The organism is Streptomyces sp. NPDC001599, from assembly GCF_042893535.1.
GTDB lineage: Bacteria > Actinomycetota > Actinomycetes > Streptomycetales > Streptomycetaceae > Streptomyces.
This window is the reverse complement of record NZ_JBIAVA010000001.1, coordinates 725,063-745,111: the sequence shown is the minus strand read 5'-3', so window position 1 is coordinate 745,111 and position 20,049 is coordinate 725,063. Positions and strand designations below refer to the sequence as shown.

Genomic DNA, 20,049 nt, shown 5'->3' with positions numbered 1-20,049 from the left:
CAATGAAACGTGCCGGAGTGCTGCTCCTCGGGGCGCTTCCCGTGATCGCCGCGGGCGTGTACTTCGCCGTGCCGGACGACTCGGCGGACCCGGCGGACACCGCGGCCGCCGCCTCCTCGTCGTCCTCGGCCACCGCCCGCTCGACCCGCGACGACGCCAAGGACCGGGCCGAGAAGGAGCGGGAGGCGGACGACGCGCTCATCGCGGACCTGCCGCCGGGGCTCGCGGCCCCGGCCAAGAAGGAGCTGGCCCAGCAGCTGGTGTCCAGCGCCGAGAACTCGACCACGAAGTGGCGCACCGCCTACGGCAGCATCGAGGACGTCGGGGACGGCGACGGGTACACCGCGGGCATCATCGGTTTCTGCACCGGCACCCACGACCTGCTCATGCTGGTCGAGCGCTACACCGAGGCCCACCCGGACAACGGCCTGGCGACGTACCTGCCCGCCCTGCGCGAGGTGGACGGCAGCGACTCGCACGAGGGCCTGGATCCGGGCTTCACGGCGGCCTGGAAGGCGGAGGCCGAGGTCCCGGCGTTCCGCGAGGCCCAGGAGGAGGAGCGCGACCGGGTCTACTTCGAACCGGCGGTGCGCCTGGCCAAGCTGGACGGTCTGGGCACGCTCGGCCAGTTCGTCTACTACGACGCGATGGTCTTCCACGGCCCCGACACCGACGCCGAGGGCTTCTACGGGCTGCGCGAGCGGGCCATGGCCGAGGCGAAAACACCGGGGCAGGGCGGCTCCGAGAAGGCCTACCTGGACACCTTCCTGGACGTCCGGAAGCAGGCCATGCGGGCCAAGCGCCCGGGCATCGACACCTCCCGCGTCGACACGGCCCAGCGCCGGTTCCTGACGGCCGGGAACCTGAAGCTGGCCACGCCGCTGGTGTGGGAGATGTACGGGGACACCTACCGGGTGCCCTGAGCATGCGACAGCGCCTGCCCTTGGTCCGGTCGGGGACGGGGCAGGCGCCATCAGTGTTCCGCACGCCTTTGTGCGGGACGTTCTTCGGTTGTTCCGCCCGTCAGGACGGTTGTCCGCCCGTCGGGGCGGTTGTCCCGTCCGTCGGGGCGGTTGTCCCGTCCGTCGGGGCGGTTGTCCCGTCCGTCAGACCGCGAGGGCGCGGTCGGTCGGGCGGATCGGGGCCGGCAGTTCGCTGGCCCCGGTCAGGAAGCGGTCGGCGCCGCGCGCGGCCGAGCGGCCCTCGGCGATCGCCCAGACGATGAGCGACTGGCCGCGGCCGGCGTCACCGGCGACGAACACACCCGGCACATTGGTCTGGAAGTCGGCGTCCCGGGCGATGTTACCCCGTGCGTCGAGCTCCAGGCCGAACTGGTCGACGAGACCGTTCTCCTTGTCGGTGCCGGTGAAGCCCATGGCGAGGGTGACCAGCTGGGCCGGGATCTTCCGCTCGGTGCCCGGCTTCGACGTGAGCTTCCCGTCGACGAACTCGACCTCGCTCATGTGCAGCCACTGGACGTTGCCGTCCTCGTCGCCCTCGAAGTGGGTCGTGGAGACGGCGTAGACCCGCTCGCCGCCCTCCTCGTGGGCGCTGGTGACCTTGTACAGCATCGGGAAGGTCGGCCACGGCTGGCGCACCGCGTCCCGCTCCTCGCCCGGCCGGGGCATGATCTCCAGCTGGGTGACGGAGGCCGCGCCCTGGCGGTGGGCGGTGCCCACGCAGTCGGCGCCGGTGTCGCCGCCGCCGATGACGACGACGTGCTTGCCCTCGGCCGTGATCGGGGGCGCCACGTAGTCGCCCTCCTGGACCTTGTTGGCCAGCGGCAGGTACTCCATCGCCTGGTGGATGCCGTTCAGCTCGCGGCCGGGGACCGGCAGGTCGCGGGCGGTGGTGGAGCCGGCGGCGATGACGACGGCGTCGTAGCGCTTCTTCAGGTCGGTCGCCTTGAGGTCGCGGCCGATCTCGACGCCGGTGCGGAAGCGGGTGCCCTCGGCGCGCATCTGCTCTATGCGCCGGTTGATGTGCCGCTTCTCCATCTTGAACTCGGGGATGCCGTACCGGAGGAGGCCTCCGACGCGGTCCGCGCGCTCGTAGACGGCGACGGTGTGACCGGCCCGGGTGAGCTGCTGGGCGGCGGCCAGGCCCGCCGGGCCCGAGCCGATGACGGCGACGGTCTTGCCGGACAGGCGCTCGGGGATGCGCGGGGCGACGTCCCCGGTCTCCCACGCCTTGTCGATGATGGAGACCTCGACGTTCTTGATGGTGACCGGCGGCTGGTTGATGCCGAGCACGCACGCCGACTCGCACGGGGCCGGGCACAGGCGGCCGGTGAACTCCGGGAAGTTGTTGGTGGCGTGCAGGCGCTCGGACGCCGCCGACCAGTCCTCGCGGTAGGCGTAGTCGTTCCACTCGGGGATCAGGTTCCCGAGCGGGCAGCCGTTGTGGCAGAACGGGATGCCGCAGTCCATGCACCGGCTGGCCTGCTTGCTGATGATCGGCAGCAGGGAGCCGGGGACGTAGACCTCGTTCCAGTCCTTGACGCGCTCGTCGACGGGGCGGGTCCTGGCGACCTCGCGTCCGTGGTTCAGAAAGCCCTTGGGATCAGCCATTGGTCGCCGCCTCCATCATCTTCTCGGTGGTCTCGGTCTCGGAGAGACCGGCTCGCTCGGCGGCGTCCTTGGCGGCGAGCACTGCCTGGTACGTGCTGGGGATGATCTTGCTGAAGCGCTCCACGGCGACGGTCCAGTCGGCGAGCAGCTTCTGGGCGACCGTGGATCCGGTCTCCTCCGCGTGGCGGCGCACCACGTCGTGCAGCCACTCCCGGTCGGCGTCGTCCAGGGCCCGGACCGCGTCGAGGTTTCCGACGTTGACGTTGTCGCGGTCGAGGTCGACGACGTAGGCGATGCCGCCGGACATGCCGGCCGCGAAGTTGCGCCCGGTCTCGCCGAGGACGACCGCGTGGCCGCCGGTCATGTACTCGCAGCCGTGGTCGCCGACGCCCTCGGAGACGACCAGCGCGCCGGAGTTGCGGACGCAGAAGCGCTCGCCGACCTTGCCGCGCAGGAACATCTCGCCGCCGGTGGCGCCGTAGCCGATGGTGTTGCCGGCGATGGTGGAGTACTCGGCGAGGTGGTCGGCGCCCCGGTCGGGGCGGACGACGATCCGGCCGCCGGACAGGCCCTTGCCGACGTAGTCGTTGGCGTCGCCCTCCAGGCGCAGGGTGATGCCGCGCGGCACGAAGGCGCCGAAGGACTGCCCTGCGGAACCGGTGAAGGTGATGTCCACGGTGTCGTCGGGCAGCCCGCCGCCGCCGAACTTCTTGGTGACCTCGTGGCCGAGCATGGTGCCGACCGTGCGGTTGATGTTGCGGATGGCGACCTGGGCGCGCACCGGGGCGGCCTGGCCGGCGTCCGCGGCGGCCAGCGCGTCGGAGGCGAGCTTGATCAGCTGGTTGTCGAGCGCCTTCTCCAGGCCGTGGTCCTGGCCGACGGCCTGGTGGCGCACCGCGCCCTCGGCCAGCGCGGGCACGTGGAACAGCGGCTCCAGGTTCAGGCCCTGCGCCTTCCAGTGGTCGACCGCGCGGGTCACGTCGAGGGTCTCGGCGTGGCCGACGGCCTCCTCGATGGAGCGGAAGCCCAGCTCGGCGAGGATCTCGCGGACCTCTTCGGCGATGAACCGGAAGAAGTTGACGATGTACTCGGCCTTCCCGGAGAACCGCTCCCTGAGGACCGGGTTCTGGGTGGCGATGCCGACCGGGCAGGTGTCCAGGTGGCAGACGCGCATCATGACGCAGCCGGAGACGACGAGCGGAGCGGTGGCGAAACCGAACTCCTCGGCGCCGAGCAGCGCGGCGATGACGACGTCGCGGCCGGTCTTGAGCTGGCCGTCGGTCTGGACGACGATGCGGTCGCGCAGGCCGTTGAGCAGCAGGGTCTGCTGGGTCTCGGCGAGGCCCAGCTCCCAGGGGCCGCCCGCGTGCTTGAGCGACGTGAGCGGGGAGGCGCCGGTGCCGCCGTCGTGGCCGGAGATGAGCACCACGTCCGCGTGGGCCTTGGACACGCCCGCCGCGACGGTGCCGACGCCGACCTCGGAGACCAGCTTGACGTGAATCCGCGCCTGGGGGTTGGCGTTCTTCAGGTCGTGGATCAGCTGGGCCAGGTCCTCGATGGAGTAGATGTCGTGGTGCGGCGGCGGGGAGATCAGGCCGACACCGGGGGTGGAGTGCCGGGTCTTGGCGACCCAGGGGTACACCTTGTGGCCGGGCAGCTGGCCGCCCTCGCCGGGCTTGGCGCCCTGGGCCATCTTGATCTGGATGTCGTCGGCGTTGACCAGGTACTCGGAGGTGACGCCGAAGCGGCCGGAGGCGACCTGCTTGATGCTGGACCGTCGCGCCGGGTCGTACAGGCGCTCCGGGTCCTCGCCGCCCTCACCGGTGTTGGACTTGCCGCCCAGCTGGTTCATGGCGATGGCGAGGGTCTCGTGCGCCTCCTGCGAGATGGAGCCGTACGACATGGCGCCGGTGGAGAAGCGCTTGACGATCTCGGAGACGGGCTCGACCTCGTCGAGCGGAATCGGCTGCCGGTCCGACCTGAAGCCGAACAGGCCGCGCAGCGTCATCAGCCGCTCGGACTGCTCGTTCACGCGCTCGGTGTACTTCTTGAAGATCTCGTACGTGCCGGAGCGCGTGGAGTGCTGGAGGCGGAAGACCGTCTCGGGGTCGAACAGGTGCGGCTCGCCCTCGCGGCGCCACTGGTACTCGCCGCCGATGTCCAGGGTGCGGTGGGCCGGCGCGATGCCGCTGGCCGGGTACGCCTTGGCGTGGCGGGCGGCGACCTCCTTGGCGACGACGTCGATGCCGACGCCGCCGATCTTGGTGGCGGTGCCGTTGAAGTACTTGGCGACGAACTCCTCGTCCAGGCCGACGGCCTCGAAGACCTGGGCGCCGCGGTAGGAGGCGACGGTGGAGATGCCCATCTTGGACATGACCTTGAGGACGCCCTTGCCGAGGGCGTAGATCAGGTTGCGGATGGCCTGCTCGGGCTCGCCGTCGTCGGTCTGGAGGAAGGTGCCGGCCCGGACCAGGTCCTCGACGGACTCCATCGCGAGGTACGGGTTGACCGCGGCGGCGCCGAAGCCGATGAGCAGGGCGACGTGGTGGACCTCGCGGACGTCGCCGGCCTCGACCAGCAGGCCCACCTGGGTGCGCTGCTTGGTGCCGATGAGGTGGTGGTGGACGGCCGCGGTGAGCAGCAGCGAGGGGATCGGCGCGTGCTCGGCGTCCGAGTGGCGGTCGGACAGGACAATCAGCCGGGCGCCGTTCTCGATGGCGGCGTCGGCCTCGGCGCAGATCTCCTCGATGCGCGCGGCCAGCGCGTCGCCGCCGCCGTGCACCCGGTAGAGGCCGGAGAGGGTCGCGGCCTTGAAGCCGGGCATGTCGCCGTCGGCGTTGATGTGGATGAGCTTGGCCAGCTCGTCGTTGTCGATCACCGGGAAGGGCAGCAGGACGCTGCGGCACGAGGCGGCCGTCGGGTCCAGCAGGTTGCCCTGGGGGCCGAGCGAGGAGCGCAGCGAGGTGACCAGTTCCTCGCGGATGGCGTCCAGGGGCGGGTTGGTGACCTGGGCGAAGAGCTGGGTGAAGTAGTCGAAGAGCAGCCGGGGGCGCTCGGAGAGCGCGGCGATCGGCGAGTCGGTGCCCATGGAGCCGATCGGCTCGGCACCCGCCTTGGCCATCGGCGCGAGGATGACGCGCAGCTCCTCCTCGGTGTACCCGAAGGTCTGCTGGCGGCGGGTGACCGAGGCGTGGGTGTGCACGATGTGCTCGCGCTCGGGCAGGTCGGACAGCTCGATCTCGCCGGCCTCCATCCACTCGCCGTACGGCTGCTCGCCGGCGAGCTGGGCCTTGATCTCGTCGTCCTCGATGATGCGGTGCTCGGCGGTGTCCACCAGGAACATGCGGCCGGGCTGGAGGCGGCCCTTGCGGACGACCTTGGCGGGGTCGATGTCGAGGACGCCGACCTCGGAGCCGAGGACGACGAGGCCGTCGTCGGTGACCCAGTAGCGGCCGGGGCGCAGACCGTTGCGGTCGAGGACCGCGCCGACCTGGGTGCCGTCGGTGAAGGTGACGCAGGCGGGACCGTCCCAGGGCTCCATCATCGTGGAGTGGAACTGGTAGAAGGCGCGCCGGTCCGCGTCCATGGAGGCGTGGTTCTCCCACGCCTCCGGGATCATCATCAGCACGGAGTGCGGCAGTGAGCGCCCACCGAGGTGGAGCAGTTCCAGGACCTCGTCGAAGGAGGCGGAGTCCGAGGCGTCCGGCGTACAGATCGGGAAGATCCGCTCCAGGTCCGCGGACGAGCCGAACAGGTTCGAGGCCAGCTGGGACTCGCGGGCGCGCATCCAGTTGCGGTTGCCCTTGACCGTGTTGATCTCGCCGTTGTGCGCGACGAAGCGGTACGGGTGGGCGAGCGGCCAGGACGGGAAGGTGTTGGTGGAGAACCGGGAGTGCACGAGCGCGATCGCGGAGGCGAAGCGGCGGTCGGACAGGTCCGGGAAGAACGGCTCCAGCTGGCCGGTGGTCAGCATGCCCTTGTAGACGATGGTCCGCGCGGACAGCGACGGGAAGTAGACACCGGCCTCGCGCTCGGCGCGCTTGCGCAGCGCGAAGGCGTGGCGGTCCAGGGCGATGCCCCGCGAGGCGCCGTCGCTCACGAAGATCTGGCGGAAGACCGGCATGGTGGAGCGGGCGGTGGCGCCCAGCATCTGCGGGGCGACCGGGACCTCGCGCCAGCCGAGGACGGTGAGGCCCTCCTCGTGGGCGATCGTCTCGATGCGCGAGACGGCGTCCTCGGTGCCGTCGACCGGCAGGAAGGCGATGCCTACGGCGTACGCCCCGGCCTCCGGCAGCTCGAATCCGGCCACCTCGCGGAAGAACGCGTCGGGCACCTGGGAGAGGATGCCGGCGCCGTCGCCCGAGTCGGGCTCGGAGCCGGTGGCGCCGCGGTGTTCCAGGTTGCGCAGCACGGTGAGCGCCTGGTCGACCAGGGTGTGGGACGCCTCGCCGGTGAGGGTGGCGACGAAACCGACGCCGCACGCGTCGTGTTCGTTGCGGGGGTCGTACATACCCTGCGCGGCAGGGCGAGCATCCATGAAGGACCAGTTCTGGCCACTCTCGGAGTGCTGGGACGGCTGGCGCGGCGTACGCATCGGCTCTCCCGTCGTCGTCATCTGGCATGTGGCAAGTGCCGAGGGACGACGTTGGCCCTCTGCGGTGGGTGCATCAGTGGCTGAAAAATTTGGTGCAGGTTACATGATGGATTGGTTCTCGGTAAACGGGACAATCCGTTCCAGCATGCGGACACCGGCGGGGTGCGGTGGGGGTTCCGCACCTGCGGTGGAGGCTATGGAGACCGGGGCGAACAGATCGGTGTCCGTCGGTCCGAGGGAGCGGAAGGGGCGTCGTCGCCCACTCCGCGCGTGCACGGCAGGCCTCATTGCCCGCAGCGCTTACGGCTCATGCCCGGAGATTACGCACTCGAAACCAGCGAGTAACGGCTACTTATGCGGCCCGTCGCATAAGTTCGAGCCGGACTATCCTACGGCCGTTCCGAACAGGCTGCCCAGGAGATACGTCACACCGGCCGCCGCGCCGCCGAGGGCGAGCTGCCGCAGGCCGCTGTACCACCAGCTGCGGGCCGTGACCTTGGCGACCACCGCGCCGCACAGGAACAGTCCGGCCAGCGCGAGCAGCACCGCGGGCCACAGCGCACTGGCGCCGAGCAGGAACGGCAGGACGGGGAGCATGGCGCCCAGCGCGAAGGACCCGAACGAGGACACGGCCGCGACCGTCGGCGAGGGCAGGTCGGAGGGGTCGATGCCCAGCTCCTCGCGGGCGTGTATCTCCAGCGCCTGCTCGGGGTCGCTGGACAGCTGGCGGGCCACCTCGCGGGCGAGCTCCGGCTCGACGCCGCGCGCCTCGTAGAGCGCGGCCAGCTCGGCCTCCTCGTCCGCCGGGTGCTTGCGCAGCTCGCGGCGCTCCACGTCCAGCTCGGCCTCGACCAGCTCACGCTGGGAGGCGACGGAGGTGTACTCGCCCGCGGCCATGGAGAAGGCGCCGGCGGCCAGTCCGGCGAGCCCGCTGATCACCACGGTCTGCTGGCTCGCCGTGCCGCCGGCGACACCGGTCATGAGGGCGAGGTTGGAGACCAGTCCGTCCATCGCGCCGAAGACGGCGGGGCGCAGCCAGCCGCCGTTCACGTCGCGGTGGGTGTGGTTGTCGCGGTGCGCCTCGTGCAGCGCCGCCTCGGTCTCGATGATGGCCATGCGGGTTCCCCCAGGAAGCTAGTTTGGACTCGTTCCACTTTTTAACGACAACAAATCTACGCCCATCATTTCCGTCCCGCCAGCAAGGAAAGGCTGGGCTTACCTGCGGTTTTACCTCTTCTCACTCATCCGTGATCTTGGCCGCTCATATGTCGACCGGGTGACACGGGCCCCGGTTCGGCTGCGGTGCGCACCGCACCGGGGACAGATGTGCGGAGGGAGAGGAGAGGCCGCATGGCATCCACCGCCTGCATTCCCCCGGCCCCCGCGACCGAGGACGCCGTCGGGCTCCGCTACCGGGCCCGGGGCGCACTGCTCGGACTGGCCGTCGGGGACGCCCTCGGAGCGCCGGCCGAGAACATGAAGCCCTCCGAGATCCGCGCCCGCTGGGGCCGCATCACGGGGTACGTGGCCGACCGGCCCGCCGGTACCGACGACACGGAGTACGCGATCTTCTCGGGCCTGCTGCTGGCCCGCCACGGCAGCGCGCTCACCCAGGCCCACGTGGAGGCGGCGTGGCACGAGTGGATCGCGGACCGGGAGGAGGGCCCGTTCCGGGGCGCGGGCTTCAGCGAACGCGGCACCCTGGAGAACCTGCGCCGTGGTCTGGCCGCCCCGATCTCCGCCCAGCACCGGCACGCCTGGAGCGACGGACTGGCCATGCGGGCCGCGCCGCACGGCGTGTTCGCGGCCGGGCGTCCCGCCGAGGCGGCCCGGCTGGCGGCGATCGACGGCTCGGTCAGCCACGAGGGCGAGGGCATCTACGGCGGCCAGGCGGTGGCGGCGGGTGTCGCGGCGGCGATGGCCGGGGCGTCGACCGTCGCGGTGGTGGCCTCCGCCCTGGCCGTCGTCCCTGACGACTCCTGGACGGCGCGCTGTCTGCGCCGCGCGCTGACGGCGGCCCACCGCGGCGAACGCGCGGTGCGTTCCGCGGTGGTCATCGGCGGCTACCCGTGGACCGACCTGGCCCCCGAGGCGGTCGCCCTCGCCTTCGGCGCGTACGCGGCGGCCGACGGCGACTTCACGGACGCCGTGCTGACAGCCGTCAACATGGGCCGCGACGCCGACACCACCGCCGCGGTGGCCGGCGCCCTGGCCGGCGCGACCCGGGGCGTCCACGCCATCCCGGCCGACTGGGCCGCCGCCATCGGCCCGGCCCGCGGCTCCTGCCTGCCGACGATGGCCGGACACCACGTACTGGAGGTGGCGGACCTGCTCACCCGGGCGGCCCGACCGGCTCCGCCGGACTCGGAGCGGGCGCAGGCGGCCCCGGAGCGGTTCGCCCGGTGCCCGGGGCGGTTGCCGTCCGACCCGGACCGGGTACGGCCGGGCACGGAAGCCCTGCCACCGTCCGCGGTGCCAACGCCGTCGAACACGGCCACGGCCACGGCACAGGCACCGGCACCGCCGGACGCGGAACGAGCACACCGGAACACGGGACGCGTACCGCCGGGCGCGGCCCAGGTGCCGGGCGGTGCGCCGTGGGTGCCGGGAGCCGCCGGGCGAGCACCGGGGCAGGCGGCGGAGGCGGCCCATGCGCCGGTGCGGGTGACGCGGGGTTCCGGGACGGCCGCACGCCCCGTCCCGGGCGGGCCGCCCGCCGACACGGACACCGACCCCGACACCGGCGGCCGGCGGCCGCCGGCCGGCCCGGCCGCACACTCACCCGTCCCGGACGCCCACGCGGCCGCCGAGGTGGAGCCGTGAGCCGGGCTCGTGGTGCGGTCGGGGCGACGGGCACCACGGCGTACGTCGAAGGGCCCGGGGTTCCGGTGGCAAGCGGGTCCAGTGGGAGCGGGCACCGGCCGGGGACCGAGCCGGGGACGGCCGCGGCGTCCCGTGCGGTGCCGCTCTCCGACCGTGTCGAGGGGCTCCTCCTCGGGCTCGCCGCGGGAGACGCCGCCGGCTGGCCCGCCGCCCGGCACCGGGCCGCCCGCATGCCGGAGTGGACGCGGCGGCTCACCCGCGAGCTGGACACCTTCGCCGAACAGAACGCGACCACCACCCTCCCCGTCCCGATCGCCCTGAACCAGCCCCCGGAGCCGCTGCGCCTCGGCCCCTCGGACGACGCCGAGTGGGCGGCGTTCGCCGCGGAGGCCCTTCTGCGGGCAGGCGACGACAGCATGCTCGGCGACCTCAGCCGGGACCGCCGGATGCGCGCCGCGATTGACCTGACCTGGAACGCCGTCGCCAGCGAGGTCGCCGCCGCCACGGAGCGCGCCCCGGAGGCCGAGTCCGCGGTGCTGCCGCTGCGCGCCCGCATCTCGGTGCGGGCCGGGCTCGGCAACCTCGCCGCCGGGCTGCGTCCCCCCGCCACCGGCCACGACAACCCGCACTACTTCGACGACGCCGCCTGCGTGCGGGCCTGCGTCCTCGCCGTCGCCCACCCCGGCGCCCCGCGCCTCGCCGCCGACCTCGCCGAGTTCGACGCCCGCTACACCCAGGACGGCGACGGCGTGCACGGCGCGCGGGCCATGGCGGCGGCGCTGGCCCGCACCCTCGACGGCGCCGACGTGGACGCCTGCGTGGCGGCCGCGCTCGCCGAACTCCCCGAGGCGACGGAGATCGGCCGCAACGCCCGCCAGGCCCTGGCCCTCGCGGCGGCCGCCGAGAGCACCTTCGCCCTGGTCCCGCTCCTGGAGCACCGCATCGTCGACCACGTCTACAGCTACGGCATCGCCGCCGCCGAGACCGTCCCGGTCGCCCTCGCCCTGACCGTCGCCGCCCGGGGCAGCCTCGCGGAGGCGGTCCCGGCGGCGGCCTGTCTGTCCCGGGTCGCGGACTCCGCACCCGCGCTGGCCGGCGCCCTCACCGGCGCGCTCGGCGGCGGCGCGTCGATCCCCGCCTCCTGGCGGGACGCCTGCCGCACCCTGCCCGGCTGCGTACTGCCCCGGCTCACCGGCACCGACCTGGTCGAACTCGCCGGTCTCCTGCACGCCACGCAACCGTCCCGACCGGAAGGACGAGGCACCACGCCATGACCCCCCTGACCCCGGACCACAGCACCACCGCATCCCTCGACGAGCGCGTCACCGGCGCGCTCGTCGGCGCGGCCGTCGGCGACGCGCTCGGCGGTCCCGTCGAGGGCTACTCCCCCGAGCAGATCGTCGAACGCCACGGCGGCCGCGTGCACGGCGTCGTCGGCCCCTGGAACGGCGACGCCTGGCGCACCGCCCGCCCCGTCGCCCCGTACCACAAGGGCGACGGCCACGTCACCGACGACACCCTGATGACGCACGCGCTGGTCCGGGTCTACGGCACGGTCCGCGACCATCTCGACGCCTACGCCGTCGCCGAACACCTGGTCCCGGACCTGATCACGAACCCGCGCTGGATCCCGGAACTGGAGGCCGAGGCGCTCCCGCTCCAGCGCGTCTTCCTGGCCGAGAAGTGGCTGGTCGCACGGATCCACTACGGACACGTGGACCCGCGCGAGGCGGGTACCGGCAACATCGTCAACTGCGGTGCCGCGATGTACATGGCCCCGGTCGGCCTGGTCAACGCGGCCCGTCCCGCGGCCGCCTACACCGAGGCGCTGGACGTCGCGGGCGCGCACCAGTCGTCGTACGGCCGGGAGGCGGCCGGTGTCTTCGCGGCGGCGGTGGCCGCGGCCTGCGCGCCCGGCGCGACCCCGGACTCGGTGGTCGCCGCCTGTCTGTCCCTGGCCAAGGACGGCACCCGGGCCGCGATCGAGGCCGTGTGCGAGGTGGCCGCACGCCACTCGGACTTCGAGTCGGCGCTGGCACCGCTGCGGGCGGCGGTGGCCCCGTACGACACGGTGGGCCCCGACTACCGCGCCCCCTCGCTCGGCGCCCGCCGCCCCTCGCGCCTGCACGCGATCGAGGAACTGCCCGTCGCCCTCGGCATGCTGCTCGTCGCCGGCGGCGACTTCCGGCACGCGGTGCTCGGCGCGGTCAACTACGGCCGCGACTGCGACTCCACCGCCACCATGGCGGGCGCGCTCGCCGGGGCGCTGGGATCGCCGGTCCCGGAGGACTGGGCCAAGACCGTCGCGGAGGCCAGCCGCCTGGACCTGTGGGAACCGGCGGCGGTGCTCACCGCGGTCGCGCGGGAGGTCTTCGCGCGTGACGTACGGCGCCGCCGGGCCCACGAGGAGGCGTTCGCCGCGATCGGGGGCGTCGGATGCTCCGAGTGACCTGGGTCCAGCCGGAGGACCTGATCGGCCACGAGCTGCGCCAGGCACGGCTGGACGGCCGCGACGCGTCGGCGGTCGCGGCCCGCTGGCGGGCGGCGGGCGGCGGCGGGGCACCGGCCCGGGCGGGCGCCTCGCCGGGGCCCGCCTCCCCCCGCCTCCGCCGCCTGGCGGAAGACCTCCTGGACGAACTGGCCGGCCTGCCCAGTCCGCTGGCGGAGGCCGAGCCGACGGAACTCGGCCGGATCAGGGCACTGTGCCCCGACTGGCCCGCCCCGCACCCCGGAGCCCGTGTGCCGCCCGGCCGGCTGGAGGCCGCCTGGCTCGGCCGCGCCGTCGGCTGCCTTCTCGGAAAACCCGTCGAGAAGCTTCCCCTCACCGGCATCCGGCTGCTCGGCCGGGCCGCCGGCAACTGGCCCCCGACCGCGTACTTCACCGCCCGGGGCGTCCCCCGCGACCTGCTCGCCACGTACCCCTGGAACCGCCGCTCCGCGCCGACCTCCCTCGCCGAGAACATCGACGGCATGCCGGAGGACGACGACCTCAACTACCCGCTGCTCGGTCTCCTGCTCCTGCGGCGCCACGGCAGGGCCTTCACCACCGACGACGTGGCCCGCCTCTGGCTCGACGAACTCCCGCCCGGCCGCACCTTCACCGCCGAACGCGTCGCCCTCCGCAACCTCCTCACCGGCCTCGAACCCCCGCACACCGCCCGCCACCGCAACCCCTTCCGCGAGTGGATCGGCGCCCTGATCCGCGCCGACGTGCACGGCTGGACCAACCCGGGCGACCCGGGCGCCGCCGCCGGGCAGGCGCACCGCGACGCGATCCTCAGCCACACCGCCAACGGTGTCCACGCGGCCATGTTCGCGGCGGCCGTCGTCGCCACCGCCGCCCCCGCCGGCGCTCCGGACGTCCACGCCTGTCTGCGCGCCGGACTCGCGGTCGTACCCCCGGGTTCCCGCCTCGCCGTGGCCGTCCGGCACGCCGTACGGCTCGCGGGCGCGCACGACGACTTCGACACGGTCGTGGACCGGCTCCACGCCGTCCACTCCCCGGCCCACCACTGGGTGCACGCGGTCCCCAACACCGCCCTGATCGCCGCCGCGCTCACCCACGCGGACGGCGACTTCACCGGCTCGGTCTCGCGGGTCGTCTCCGGCGGCTGGGACACCGACTCCAACGGCGCCACCGTGGGCGGCGTCGCCGGACTGCTCGCCGGTTCCCCCGCCGCGCTGCCCGTGCACTGGACGGCCCCGCTGAAGAACCGCCTCGCCACCTCCGTCGGCGACTTCGACGGCACCGGCTTCGACGCCCTCGCCCACCTCACCCACCGGGAGGCCACCCGCCCATGCCCGAGCCCGCCGCCCCTCGCCCCGTCTCCCCTCCCCTGACCGGCCTGCGCGTCCTCGATCTCGCCACGCTCTTCGCGGGGCCGCTCGCCGCCACCATGCTCGGCGACTTCGGCGCCGAGGTGATCAAGGTCGAGCACCCCACCCGGCCCGACCCCTCCCGGGGACACGGTCCCTCGAAGGACGGTGTGGGGCTGTGGTGGAAGCTGCTGGGCCGCAACAAGCGCACGATCACCCTGGATCTGTCGAAACCCGCCGGGCGCACCACCCTGCTCCGTCTCGCCGCCACCGCCGACGTGGTCGTCGAGAACTTCCGGCCGGGCACGCTGGAGAAGTGGGACCTGGGCTGGGACGAGCTGTCCGCCGTCAACCCGCGCCTGGTCCTGACCCGGGTCACCGGCTTCGGCCAGTTCGGACCCTACGCGCGCCGCCCCGGCTTCGGCACCCTCGCCGAGGCCATGAGCGGTTTCGCCGCGATGACCGGCGAGCCCGACGCCCCGCCGACGCTGCCGCCGTTCGGCCTCGCCGACTCCATCGCGGCGCTGGCGACGGCGTACGCCGTGATGACGGCGCTGGCCGCCCGGGAGCGCACCGGCGAGGGCCAGGTCGTCGACATGGCGATCATCGAGCCGATCCTGACCGTGCTGGGCCCGCAGCCCCTCTGGTACGACCAGCTCGGCCACGTCCAGCCGCGCACCGGCAACCGCTCGCAGAACAACGCCCCGCGCAACACCTACCGCACCGCCGACGGCACCTGGGTCGCCGTCTCCACCTCGGCCCAGTCGGTCGCCGAGCGGGTGATGCGGCTGGTGGGCCGCCCGGAGCTGATCGACGAGCCCTGGTTCACGACGGGCGCCGACCGGGCCCGGCACGCCGACGTGCTGGACGCGGCGGTCGGGGACTGGATCGCCCGGCACTCCCGCGCGGACGTGCTCGCCGCGTTCGAGAAGGCCGAGGCGGCCGTCGCGCCGGTCCAGGACGTGCGGGACGTGATGACCGATCCGCAGTACCGGGCCCTGGACACCGTCACCACGGTCGACGATCCCGAGCTGGGCCCGCTGCGCATGCAGAACGTCCTCTTCCGGCTCTCCGCCACCCCGGGCGCGATCCGCTGGGCGGGCCGCCCGCACGGCGCCGACACCGAGGAGGTGCTGACCGGGCTGGGGCTCACCCCGGCGGACGTCAAGGAGCTGCGTGAGGAGGGCGTCGTATGACCGCACCCCCGCTGACCTGGCTCTACGTGCCGGGTGACCGGCCCCCGGTGGTCGCCAAGGCGTTGGCCGCCGGTGCCGACGTGGTGGTCGTCGACCTGGAGGACGCGGTCGCCGCCGACCGCAAGGAGTACGCCCGTGACGCCACGGCCGAGCTGCTCGCCGAGCCGCAGCCGGTGCCGGTGCACGTCCGCGTCAACGCCCTGGACGGTCCGCTCGCCGCCGGGGACCTGGCGGCGCTGGCCGCGCTGCCGGGTCTGTCGGGGCTGCGGCTGCCCAAGGTGACGTCGCCGGAGCAGGTGACCGGCGTCGCCGCGCTGACCTGCGGACCGCCGCTGTACGCCCTGCTGGAGACGGCCCTGGGGGTGGAGCGGGCGTACCGGATCGCCGCGGCCCATCCGGCGCTGCGCGGGATCGCCCTCGGTGAGGCGGACCTCCGTGCCGATCTGGGCGTGCGCGGGGACGCGGGCCTGGACTGGTCGCGCTCGCGCGTGGTCGTGGCCGCGCGGGCGGCCGGCCTTGCGCCGCCGTCCCAGACGGTGCATCCGGACACCCGGGACCTGGAGGGTCTGGCGGCGTCCTGTGCCCACGGCCGCGCCCTGGGCTTCCTGGGGCGGGCCGCGATCCACCCGCGCCAGCTGCCGATCATCGAGCGGGCCTATCTCCCCACCGAGCGGGAGCTGGAGGAGGCGGAGACGATTCTCAAGGCGGCCACGGTCCAGCCGGGTGCGCAGGCGCTGCCGGACGGCCGGTTCATCGACGCGGCGGTGGTGGCCACGGCCCGGCGGACGCTGTCGCTGGCCCGGCGGCCCACCCTGTCCTGAGCCCGGCCCGGCATACGCCGAGGGCGCCCGGGGAGTCCCGGGCGCCCTCGGCGGCGTACCTTGCGGGCGGGGTCAGCCCTTCTTGGCGGAGTCGGCGCCGTTCGTCACGCCCTCGGCGTCCTTCGCGTCGTCCGTGTCCGCCGCCGCGTCGTCCGTGTCCTCGGGGGCCTTCGCAGCCCCGGGGACGTCGGTCTTCCCGGGAGCCTCCTCGGTGCCCGCGGTGTCCGGGTCATCGGCCGCGGTGTCCGCGGAGGCCGTCCCCGCGTCCTCCTTCGCGTCCTTCTCCCCTTCGGACCCGGCGCCGCCGTCGGCGGACTCGGCGCCCGGCTCCACCACGGCCTCCCGGCCCGGCCGCATCCGTGCCGAGAGCACCATGTACAGCACGGCGAGCAGGAACACGAAGAGCGCGGTCCAGTTGTTCAGCCGGAGACCCAGGATGTGGTGGGCGTCGTCGACGCGCATGTACTCGATCCAGAAGCGGCCCGCGCAGTACGCCGCCACGTACAGCGCGAAGGCACGCCCGTGGCCGAGCTTGAAGCGGCGGTCGGCCCAGATGACGAGCAGCGCGACACCGATGCACCACAGCGACTCGTACAGGAACGTCGGATGGTAGGTGCCCGGCACCCGTCCGTCCGACGTCGAGGTGATCTCCACGGCCCACGGCAGGTCGGTCGCCTTGCCGTACAGCTCCTGGTTGAACCAGTTGCCCCAGCGGCCGATGGCCTGCGCGAGGGCGATACCGGGGGCGACGGCGTCGGCGTACGCGGGCATCGGGACGCCCCGGCGGCGGGCACCGATCCAGGCGCCCACCGCACCGAACGCGATGGCGCCCCAGATGCCGAGGCCGCCCTCCCAGATCTTGAAGGCGTCGACCCAGTCACGGCCCTCGCTGAAGTACAGCTGGTAGTCCGTGATCACGTGGTAGAGGCGTCCGCCGACCAGGCCGAAGGGAACGGCCCAGACCGCGATGTCGGCCACCGTGCCCGGCCGCCCGCCCCGGGCGATCCAGCGCTTGTTGCCGAGCCAGACGGCAACGAAGACGCCGATGATGATGCAGAACGCGTAGCCGCGCAGCGGGATGGGACCGAGGTGCAGCACCCCGCGCGACGGGCTGGGAATGAAGGCAAGTTCCATGGCAGGGTCGACGCTACCGTGTCGGACGGGGGGCGCGGCGGGCAGCCCGGCTACGGGTCCGTAACGAGCGGGCGCGCTACTTGTTGGCGTCCTCCACCATCTGCTTGAGCTTGGCCGGGGTCATGGAGCGGTCCTGGTAGATGTTCTTGCCGTCCAGGAGCACGGTCGGGGTGCCGCTGAAGCCGCCGTTCTGGAAGGCCTTGTTGGACTTCTCCACCCAGCTGTTGTGCTTGCCGTTCTTCACGCACTCCTGGAACAGGGTGGTGTCGAGGCCGTCGACCTTGCCCGCCAGGTCGAGCAGCTTGTTCTCGTCGGCGAAGGCGTCGTCGGTCTCCGGCGGCTGGTTGTCGTACAGCACGTCGTGGTACGGCGGGAACTTTCCGGCGTCCTGGGCACAGGCGGCGGCGTTGGCCGCCTTGCGGGAGCCGGTGCCGCCCATGTTGCCGTCGATGATGGTCGCCAGGTGGTACTCGACCTTGAGCTGCCCGGCGTCGGTCAGCTCGTGAATGGTGTTGCGGTACGCCAGCTCGAAGGCCTTGCAGGCCGGGCAGCGGAAGTCCTCCCAGACGGTGAGCGTGGACTTGGCGCTCTCCTTGCCGACGGGGATCGCGAGGCCGTCCTTGCCCTGCGCCCCCGAAGGCGCCACGACCGGACCTGCCGACTCGCTGCCGTCGTCCTTGCCCGCGTTCGCGGCGACCACGCCGATCACCGCCGCGAGGCCCAGCACGCAGACCACGCTCGCGCCGACGATCAGCGCACGGCGGCGCTTGTCCCTGGACCTCTGCTTCTCGCGCTCGGCCGCCAGCTTCTCCCGGGCGCCGCGCTTTCCCTGTCGGTTCTTCTCGCTCACACCCCGCAGAACGAACCGGGGAGGCGCAGCGCGCCTCCCCGGTCCCAGGTCCACTCGTACGAGGGACCTCTGTCACCTGCTGGTGCTCATGCCCGTCCGCGCACGCCCTTCGCCAGGTCGGCGGCGAGGGCGCGGACGCCCTCCAGGCCGGCCGCGTCGTCGGGCGCGTCCAGCATCCGCTTGACGAAGGCCGAGCCGACGATCACGCCGTCGGCGAAGCCGGCCACCTCGGCGGCCTGGGACGCGTTGGAGACGCCGAGGCCGACGCAGACCGGGGTGTCGGTGGTGGCGCGGGTGCGGCGCACCAGGTCCTCGGCCTGCGCCCCGACCGACTCGCGGGTGCCGGTGACGCCCATGAGGGAGGCGGCGTAGACGAAGCCGCTGCCGGCCGCGGTGATCTCAGCCAGGCGCGCGTCCTTGCTGCTGGGCGCGACCACGAAGACCGTGGCGAGCCCGTGCTTGTCCGCGTGCTCCCGCCACAGCGCCGACTCCTGGACCGGCAGGTCGGGCAGGATGCACCCGGCGCCGCCCGCCTCGGCCAGCTCGGCGGTGAAGCGCTCCACGCCGTAGCGGTCGATCGGGTTCCAGTACGTCATGACGAGGATCGGCTTGCCGGTGGCCTCGTGCGCCTCGCGGACCGTGCGCATCACGTCGGCGATCTTCACACCGCCGCGCAGCGCGATGTCGTCGGCGGTCTGGATCACCGGGCCGTCGAGCACCGGGTCGCTGTGCGGCAGGCCCACCTCGACGACGTCGGCGCCGCCGTCGAGCGCGGCCTTGACCGCCTCGATGCCGCCGGTCACGGTCGGGAACCCGGCCGGGAGGTAGGCGATCAGAGCGGCGCGGCCCTCGGACTTCGCGGCCGCGAGGGTGTCGTTCAGCAGCTGTACGTTCCCGCTCACTTGGCGTCCCCCTCGATCTCCGCGGCGCCGGTCTCGTCGGCGGCGACCTCGGCGTCGGTGTCGTACAGCCCGAAGTAGCGGGCGGCGGTGTCCATGTCCTTGTCGCCGCGGCCGGACAGGTTGACCACGATCAGCCCGTCCTTGCCCAGCTCCCTGCCGACCTCCAGGGCACCGGCCAGCGCGTGGGCGCTCTCGATGGCCGGGATGATGCCCTCGGTGCGCGACAGCAGGCGCAGGGCCTGCATGGCGGCGTCGTCGGTGACCGCGCGGTACTCGCCGCGGCCGGAGTCCTTGAGGTAGGCGTGCTCCGGGCCGATGCCGGGGTAGTCCAGACCGGCCGAGATCGAGTACGGCTCGGTGATCTGGCCCTCGTCGTCCTGGAGGACGTAGGACCGGGAGCCGTGCAGGATGCCGGGCTCGCCCGCGGTCAGGGTCGCCGCGTGCTCGCCGGTCTCCACGCCGTGCCCGGCGGGCTCGCACCCGATGAGGCGGACGTCCGCGTCGGGGATGAAGGCGTGGAAGAGGCCGATGGCGTTGGAGCCGCCGCCGACGCAGGCGATCGCGGCGTCGGGCAGGCGCCCGGCCTGCTCCAGGAGCTGGCGCCTGGCCTCCACGCCGATGACGCGGTGGAAGTCGCGGACCATCGCCGGGAAGGGGTGGGGCCCCGCGACGGTGCCGAACAGGTAGTGGGTGCGGTCGACGTTGGCGACCCAGTCGCGGAAGGCCTCGTTGATCGCGTCCTTCAGCGTGCGGCTGCCGGACTTCACCGCGATGACCTCGGCGCCGAGCATGCGCATGCGGGCCACGTTGAGGGCCTGGCGGCGGGTGTCGATCTCGCCCATGTAGATGGTGCAGTCGAGGCCGAAGAGGGCGCAGGCCGTTGCCGTGGCCACGCCGTGCTGGCCCGCGCCGGTCTCGGCGATGACGCGGGTCTTGCCCATGCGCTTGGTGAGCAGGGCCTGGCCGAGCACGTTGTTGATCTTGTGCGAGCCGGTGTGGTTCAGGTCCTCGCGCTTGAGGAAGATCCTGGCTCCGCCGGCTTCGGCGGCGAAACGGGGGACCTCGGTGAGGGACGAGGGGCGGCCCGTGTAGTGGACCAGCAGGTCGTCCAGCTCGCGGGCGAACTCGGGGTCGGACTTGGCCTTGTCGTACTCGACGGCGACCTCGTCGACCGCCGCGACGAGGGCCTCGGGGATGAACTTGCCCCCGAAGGCGCCGAAGTAGCCCTCGGCGGAGGGGACTTGGCCCTCCGGGTCGGGGATGAAGAAGTTGCTGGGCATGCGTGAACCTCACGGTGAGTGTCTGGTGTGGACAGAATCGCCGTGGGGGCGGGGTGGATCAGA

At 73.1% G+C, this 20,049-nt stretch carries 13 protein-coding genes and 1 pseudogene; 7 read left to right on the top strand and 7 right to left on the bottom strand.

The features are described 5' to 3' along the window. The first annotated feature begins 2 nt into the window (after positions 1-2). On the top strand, positions 3-923 hold the full coding sequence (locus ACFYZ3_RS03375; RefSeq protein ID WP_388513681.1) for a chitosanase: 921 nt from the start codon (positions 3-5) through the stop codon (positions 921-923). A 183-nt stretch (positions 924-1,106) separates the two neighbouring features. Here the strand turns inward: ACFYZ3_RS03375 and ACFYZ3_RS03370 are convergent, their stop codons facing one another. The 3 genes from ACFYZ3_RS03370 to ACFYZ3_RS03360 form a co-directional block, all read right to left on the bottom strand. Continuing rightward, complete coding sequence (locus ACFYZ3_RS03370; RefSeq protein WP_388513680.1) at positions 1,107-2,570, bottom strand: glutamate synthase subunit beta; 1,464 nt, start codon at positions 2,568-2,570, stop codon at positions 1,107-1,109. Beyond that, positions 2,563-7,164 carry a glutamate synthase large subunit gene (gene gltB, locus ACFYZ3_RS03365; RefSeq protein WP_388513679.1) on the bottom strand — a complete coding sequence of 1,534 codons (4,602 nt, stop codon included), beginning with the start codon at positions 7,162-7,164 and terminating at the stop codon, positions 2,563-2,565. Before gltB ends, ACFYZ3_RS03370 begins: the two co-directional genes overlap by 8 nt. A gap of 384 nt (positions 7,165-7,548) precedes the next feature. Then, a complete protein-coding gene (locus ACFYZ3_RS03360; protein ID WP_388513677.1) occupies positions 7,549-8,280 on the bottom strand; it encodes a VIT1/CCC1 transporter family protein in 732 nt (243 codons plus the stop codon). A gap of 234 nt (positions 8,281-8,514) precedes the next feature. Here ACFYZ3_RS03360 and ACFYZ3_RS03355 point away from each other — a divergent pair. The 6 genes and pseudogenes from ACFYZ3_RS03355 to ACFYZ3_RS03330 all read left to right on the top strand — a co-directional run. Beyond that, positions 8,515-9,498, top strand: a pseudogene (locus ACFYZ3_RS03355) (ADP-ribosylglycohydrolase family protein); the annotation flags it as partial. A gap of 485 nt (positions 9,499-9,983) precedes the next feature. After that, the gene (locus ACFYZ3_RS03350; RefSeq protein ID WP_388513675.1) at positions 9,984-11,261 is read left to right on the top strand and encodes an ADP-ribosylglycohydrolase family protein; all 1,278 of its coding nucleotides are present in this window, start codon (positions 9,984-9,986) and stop codon (positions 11,259-11,261) included. Beyond that, positions 11,258-12,436 (top strand): ADP-ribosylglycohydrolase family protein, encoded by a 1,179-nt coding sequence (locus ACFYZ3_RS03345; protein WP_388513674.1) that lies wholly within the window; start codon positions 11,258-11,260, stop codon positions 12,434-12,436. The genes ACFYZ3_RS03350 and ACFYZ3_RS03345 overlap by 4 nt, the downstream gene beginning before the upstream one ends. Further along, complete coding sequence (locus ACFYZ3_RS03340) at positions 12,424-13,827, top strand: ADP-ribosylglycohydrolase family protein (protein WP_388513673.1); 1,404 nt, start codon at positions 12,424-12,426, stop codon at positions 13,825-13,827. Before ACFYZ3_RS03345 ends, ACFYZ3_RS03340 begins: the two co-directional genes overlap by 13 nt. Then, positions 13,785-14,999, top strand: a complete 1,215-nt coding sequence (locus ACFYZ3_RS03335) for a CaiB/BaiF CoA transferase family protein (RefSeq protein WP_388513671.1) — start codon at positions 13,785-13,787, stop codon at positions 14,997-14,999. The genes ACFYZ3_RS03340 and ACFYZ3_RS03335 overlap by 43 nt, the downstream gene beginning before the upstream one ends. Further along, the gene (locus ACFYZ3_RS03330; protein WP_388513669.1) at positions 14,996-15,820 is read left to right on the top strand and encodes an HpcH/HpaI aldolase/citrate lyase family protein; all 825 of its coding nucleotides are present in this window, start codon (positions 14,996-14,998) and stop codon (positions 15,818-15,820) included. Before ACFYZ3_RS03335 ends, ACFYZ3_RS03330 begins: the two co-directional genes overlap by 4 nt. 72 nt (positions 15,821-15,892) lie before the next feature. Here the strand turns inward: ACFYZ3_RS03330 and lgt are convergent, their stop codons facing one another. The 4 genes from lgt to trpB all read right to left on the bottom strand — a co-directional run bounded on the left by lgt (position 15,893) and on the right by trpB (position 19,986). Further along, the gene (gene lgt / locus ACFYZ3_RS03325) at positions 15,893-16,954 is read right to left on the bottom strand and encodes a prolipoprotein diacylglyceryl transferase (protein ID WP_388513667.1); all 1,062 of its coding nucleotides are present in this window, start codon (positions 16,952-16,954) and stop codon (positions 15,893-15,895) included. Between the two features lie 76 nt (positions 16,955-17,030). Further along, positions 17,031-17,804: a thioredoxin domain-containing protein gene (locus tag ACFYZ3_RS03320; RefSeq protein WP_388513666.1), complete on the bottom strand. Its 774-nt coding sequence runs from the start codon at positions 17,802-17,804 to the stop codon at positions 17,031-17,033. Between the two features lie 86 nt (positions 17,805-17,890). Continuing rightward, on the bottom strand, positions 17,891-18,706 hold the full coding sequence (trpA, locus tag ACFYZ3_RS03315; protein ID WP_388513665.1) for a tryptophan synthase subunit alpha: 816 nt from the start codon (positions 18,704-18,706) through the stop codon (positions 17,891-17,893). Beyond that, complete coding sequence (gene trpB, locus ACFYZ3_RS03310; RefSeq protein ID WP_388513664.1) at positions 18,703-19,986, bottom strand: tryptophan synthase subunit beta; 1,284 nt, start codon at positions 19,984-19,986, stop codon at positions 18,703-18,705. Before trpB ends, trpA begins: the two co-directional genes overlap by 4 nt. Positions 19,987-20,049: the final 63 nt, after the last annotated feature.

Excerpts from the sequence above, each read along its gene's own strand:
- ACFYZ3_RS03335 (WP_388513671.1), top strand. The coding sequence starts at position 13,785 with ATGCCCGAGCCCGCCGCCCCTCGCCCCGTCTCCCCTCCCCTGACCGGC.
- ACFYZ3_RS03375 (WP_388513681.1), top strand. The coding sequence starts at position 3 with ATGAAACGTGCCGGAGTGCTGCTCCTCGGGGCGCTTCCCGTGATCGCC.
- ACFYZ3_RS03340 (WP_388513673.1), top strand. The coding sequence starts at position 12,424 with ATGCTCCGAGTGACCTGGGTCCAGCCGGAGGACCTGATCGGCCACGAG.
- ACFYZ3_RS03360 (WP_388513677.1), bottom strand. The coding sequence starts at position 8,280 with ATGGCCATCATCGAGACCGAGGCGGCGCTGCACGAGGCGCACCGCGAC.
- trpB (WP_388513664.1), bottom strand. The coding sequence starts at position 19,986 with ATGCCCAGCAACTTCTTCATCCCCGACCCGGAGGGCCAAGTCCCCTCC.
- ACFYZ3_RS03370 (WP_388513680.1), bottom strand. The coding sequence starts at position 2,570 with ATGGCTGATCCCAAGGGCTTTCTGAACCACGGACGCGAGGTCGCCAGG.
- ACFYZ3_RS03330 (WP_388513669.1), top strand. The coding sequence starts at position 14,996 with ATGACCGCACCCCCGCTGACCTGGCTCTACGTGCCGGGTGACCGGCCC.
- ACFYZ3_RS03345 (WP_388513674.1), top strand. The coding sequence starts at position 11,258 with ATGACCCCCCTGACCCCGGACCACAGCACCACCGCATCCCTCGACGAG.
- gltB (WP_388513679.1), bottom strand. The coding sequence starts at position 7,164 with ATGCGTACGCCGCGCCAGCCGTCCCAGCACTCCGAGAGTGGCCAGAAC.
- lgt (WP_388513667.1), bottom strand. The coding sequence starts at position 16,954 with ATGGAACTTGCCTTCATTCCCAGCCCGTCGCGCGGGGTGCTGCACCTC.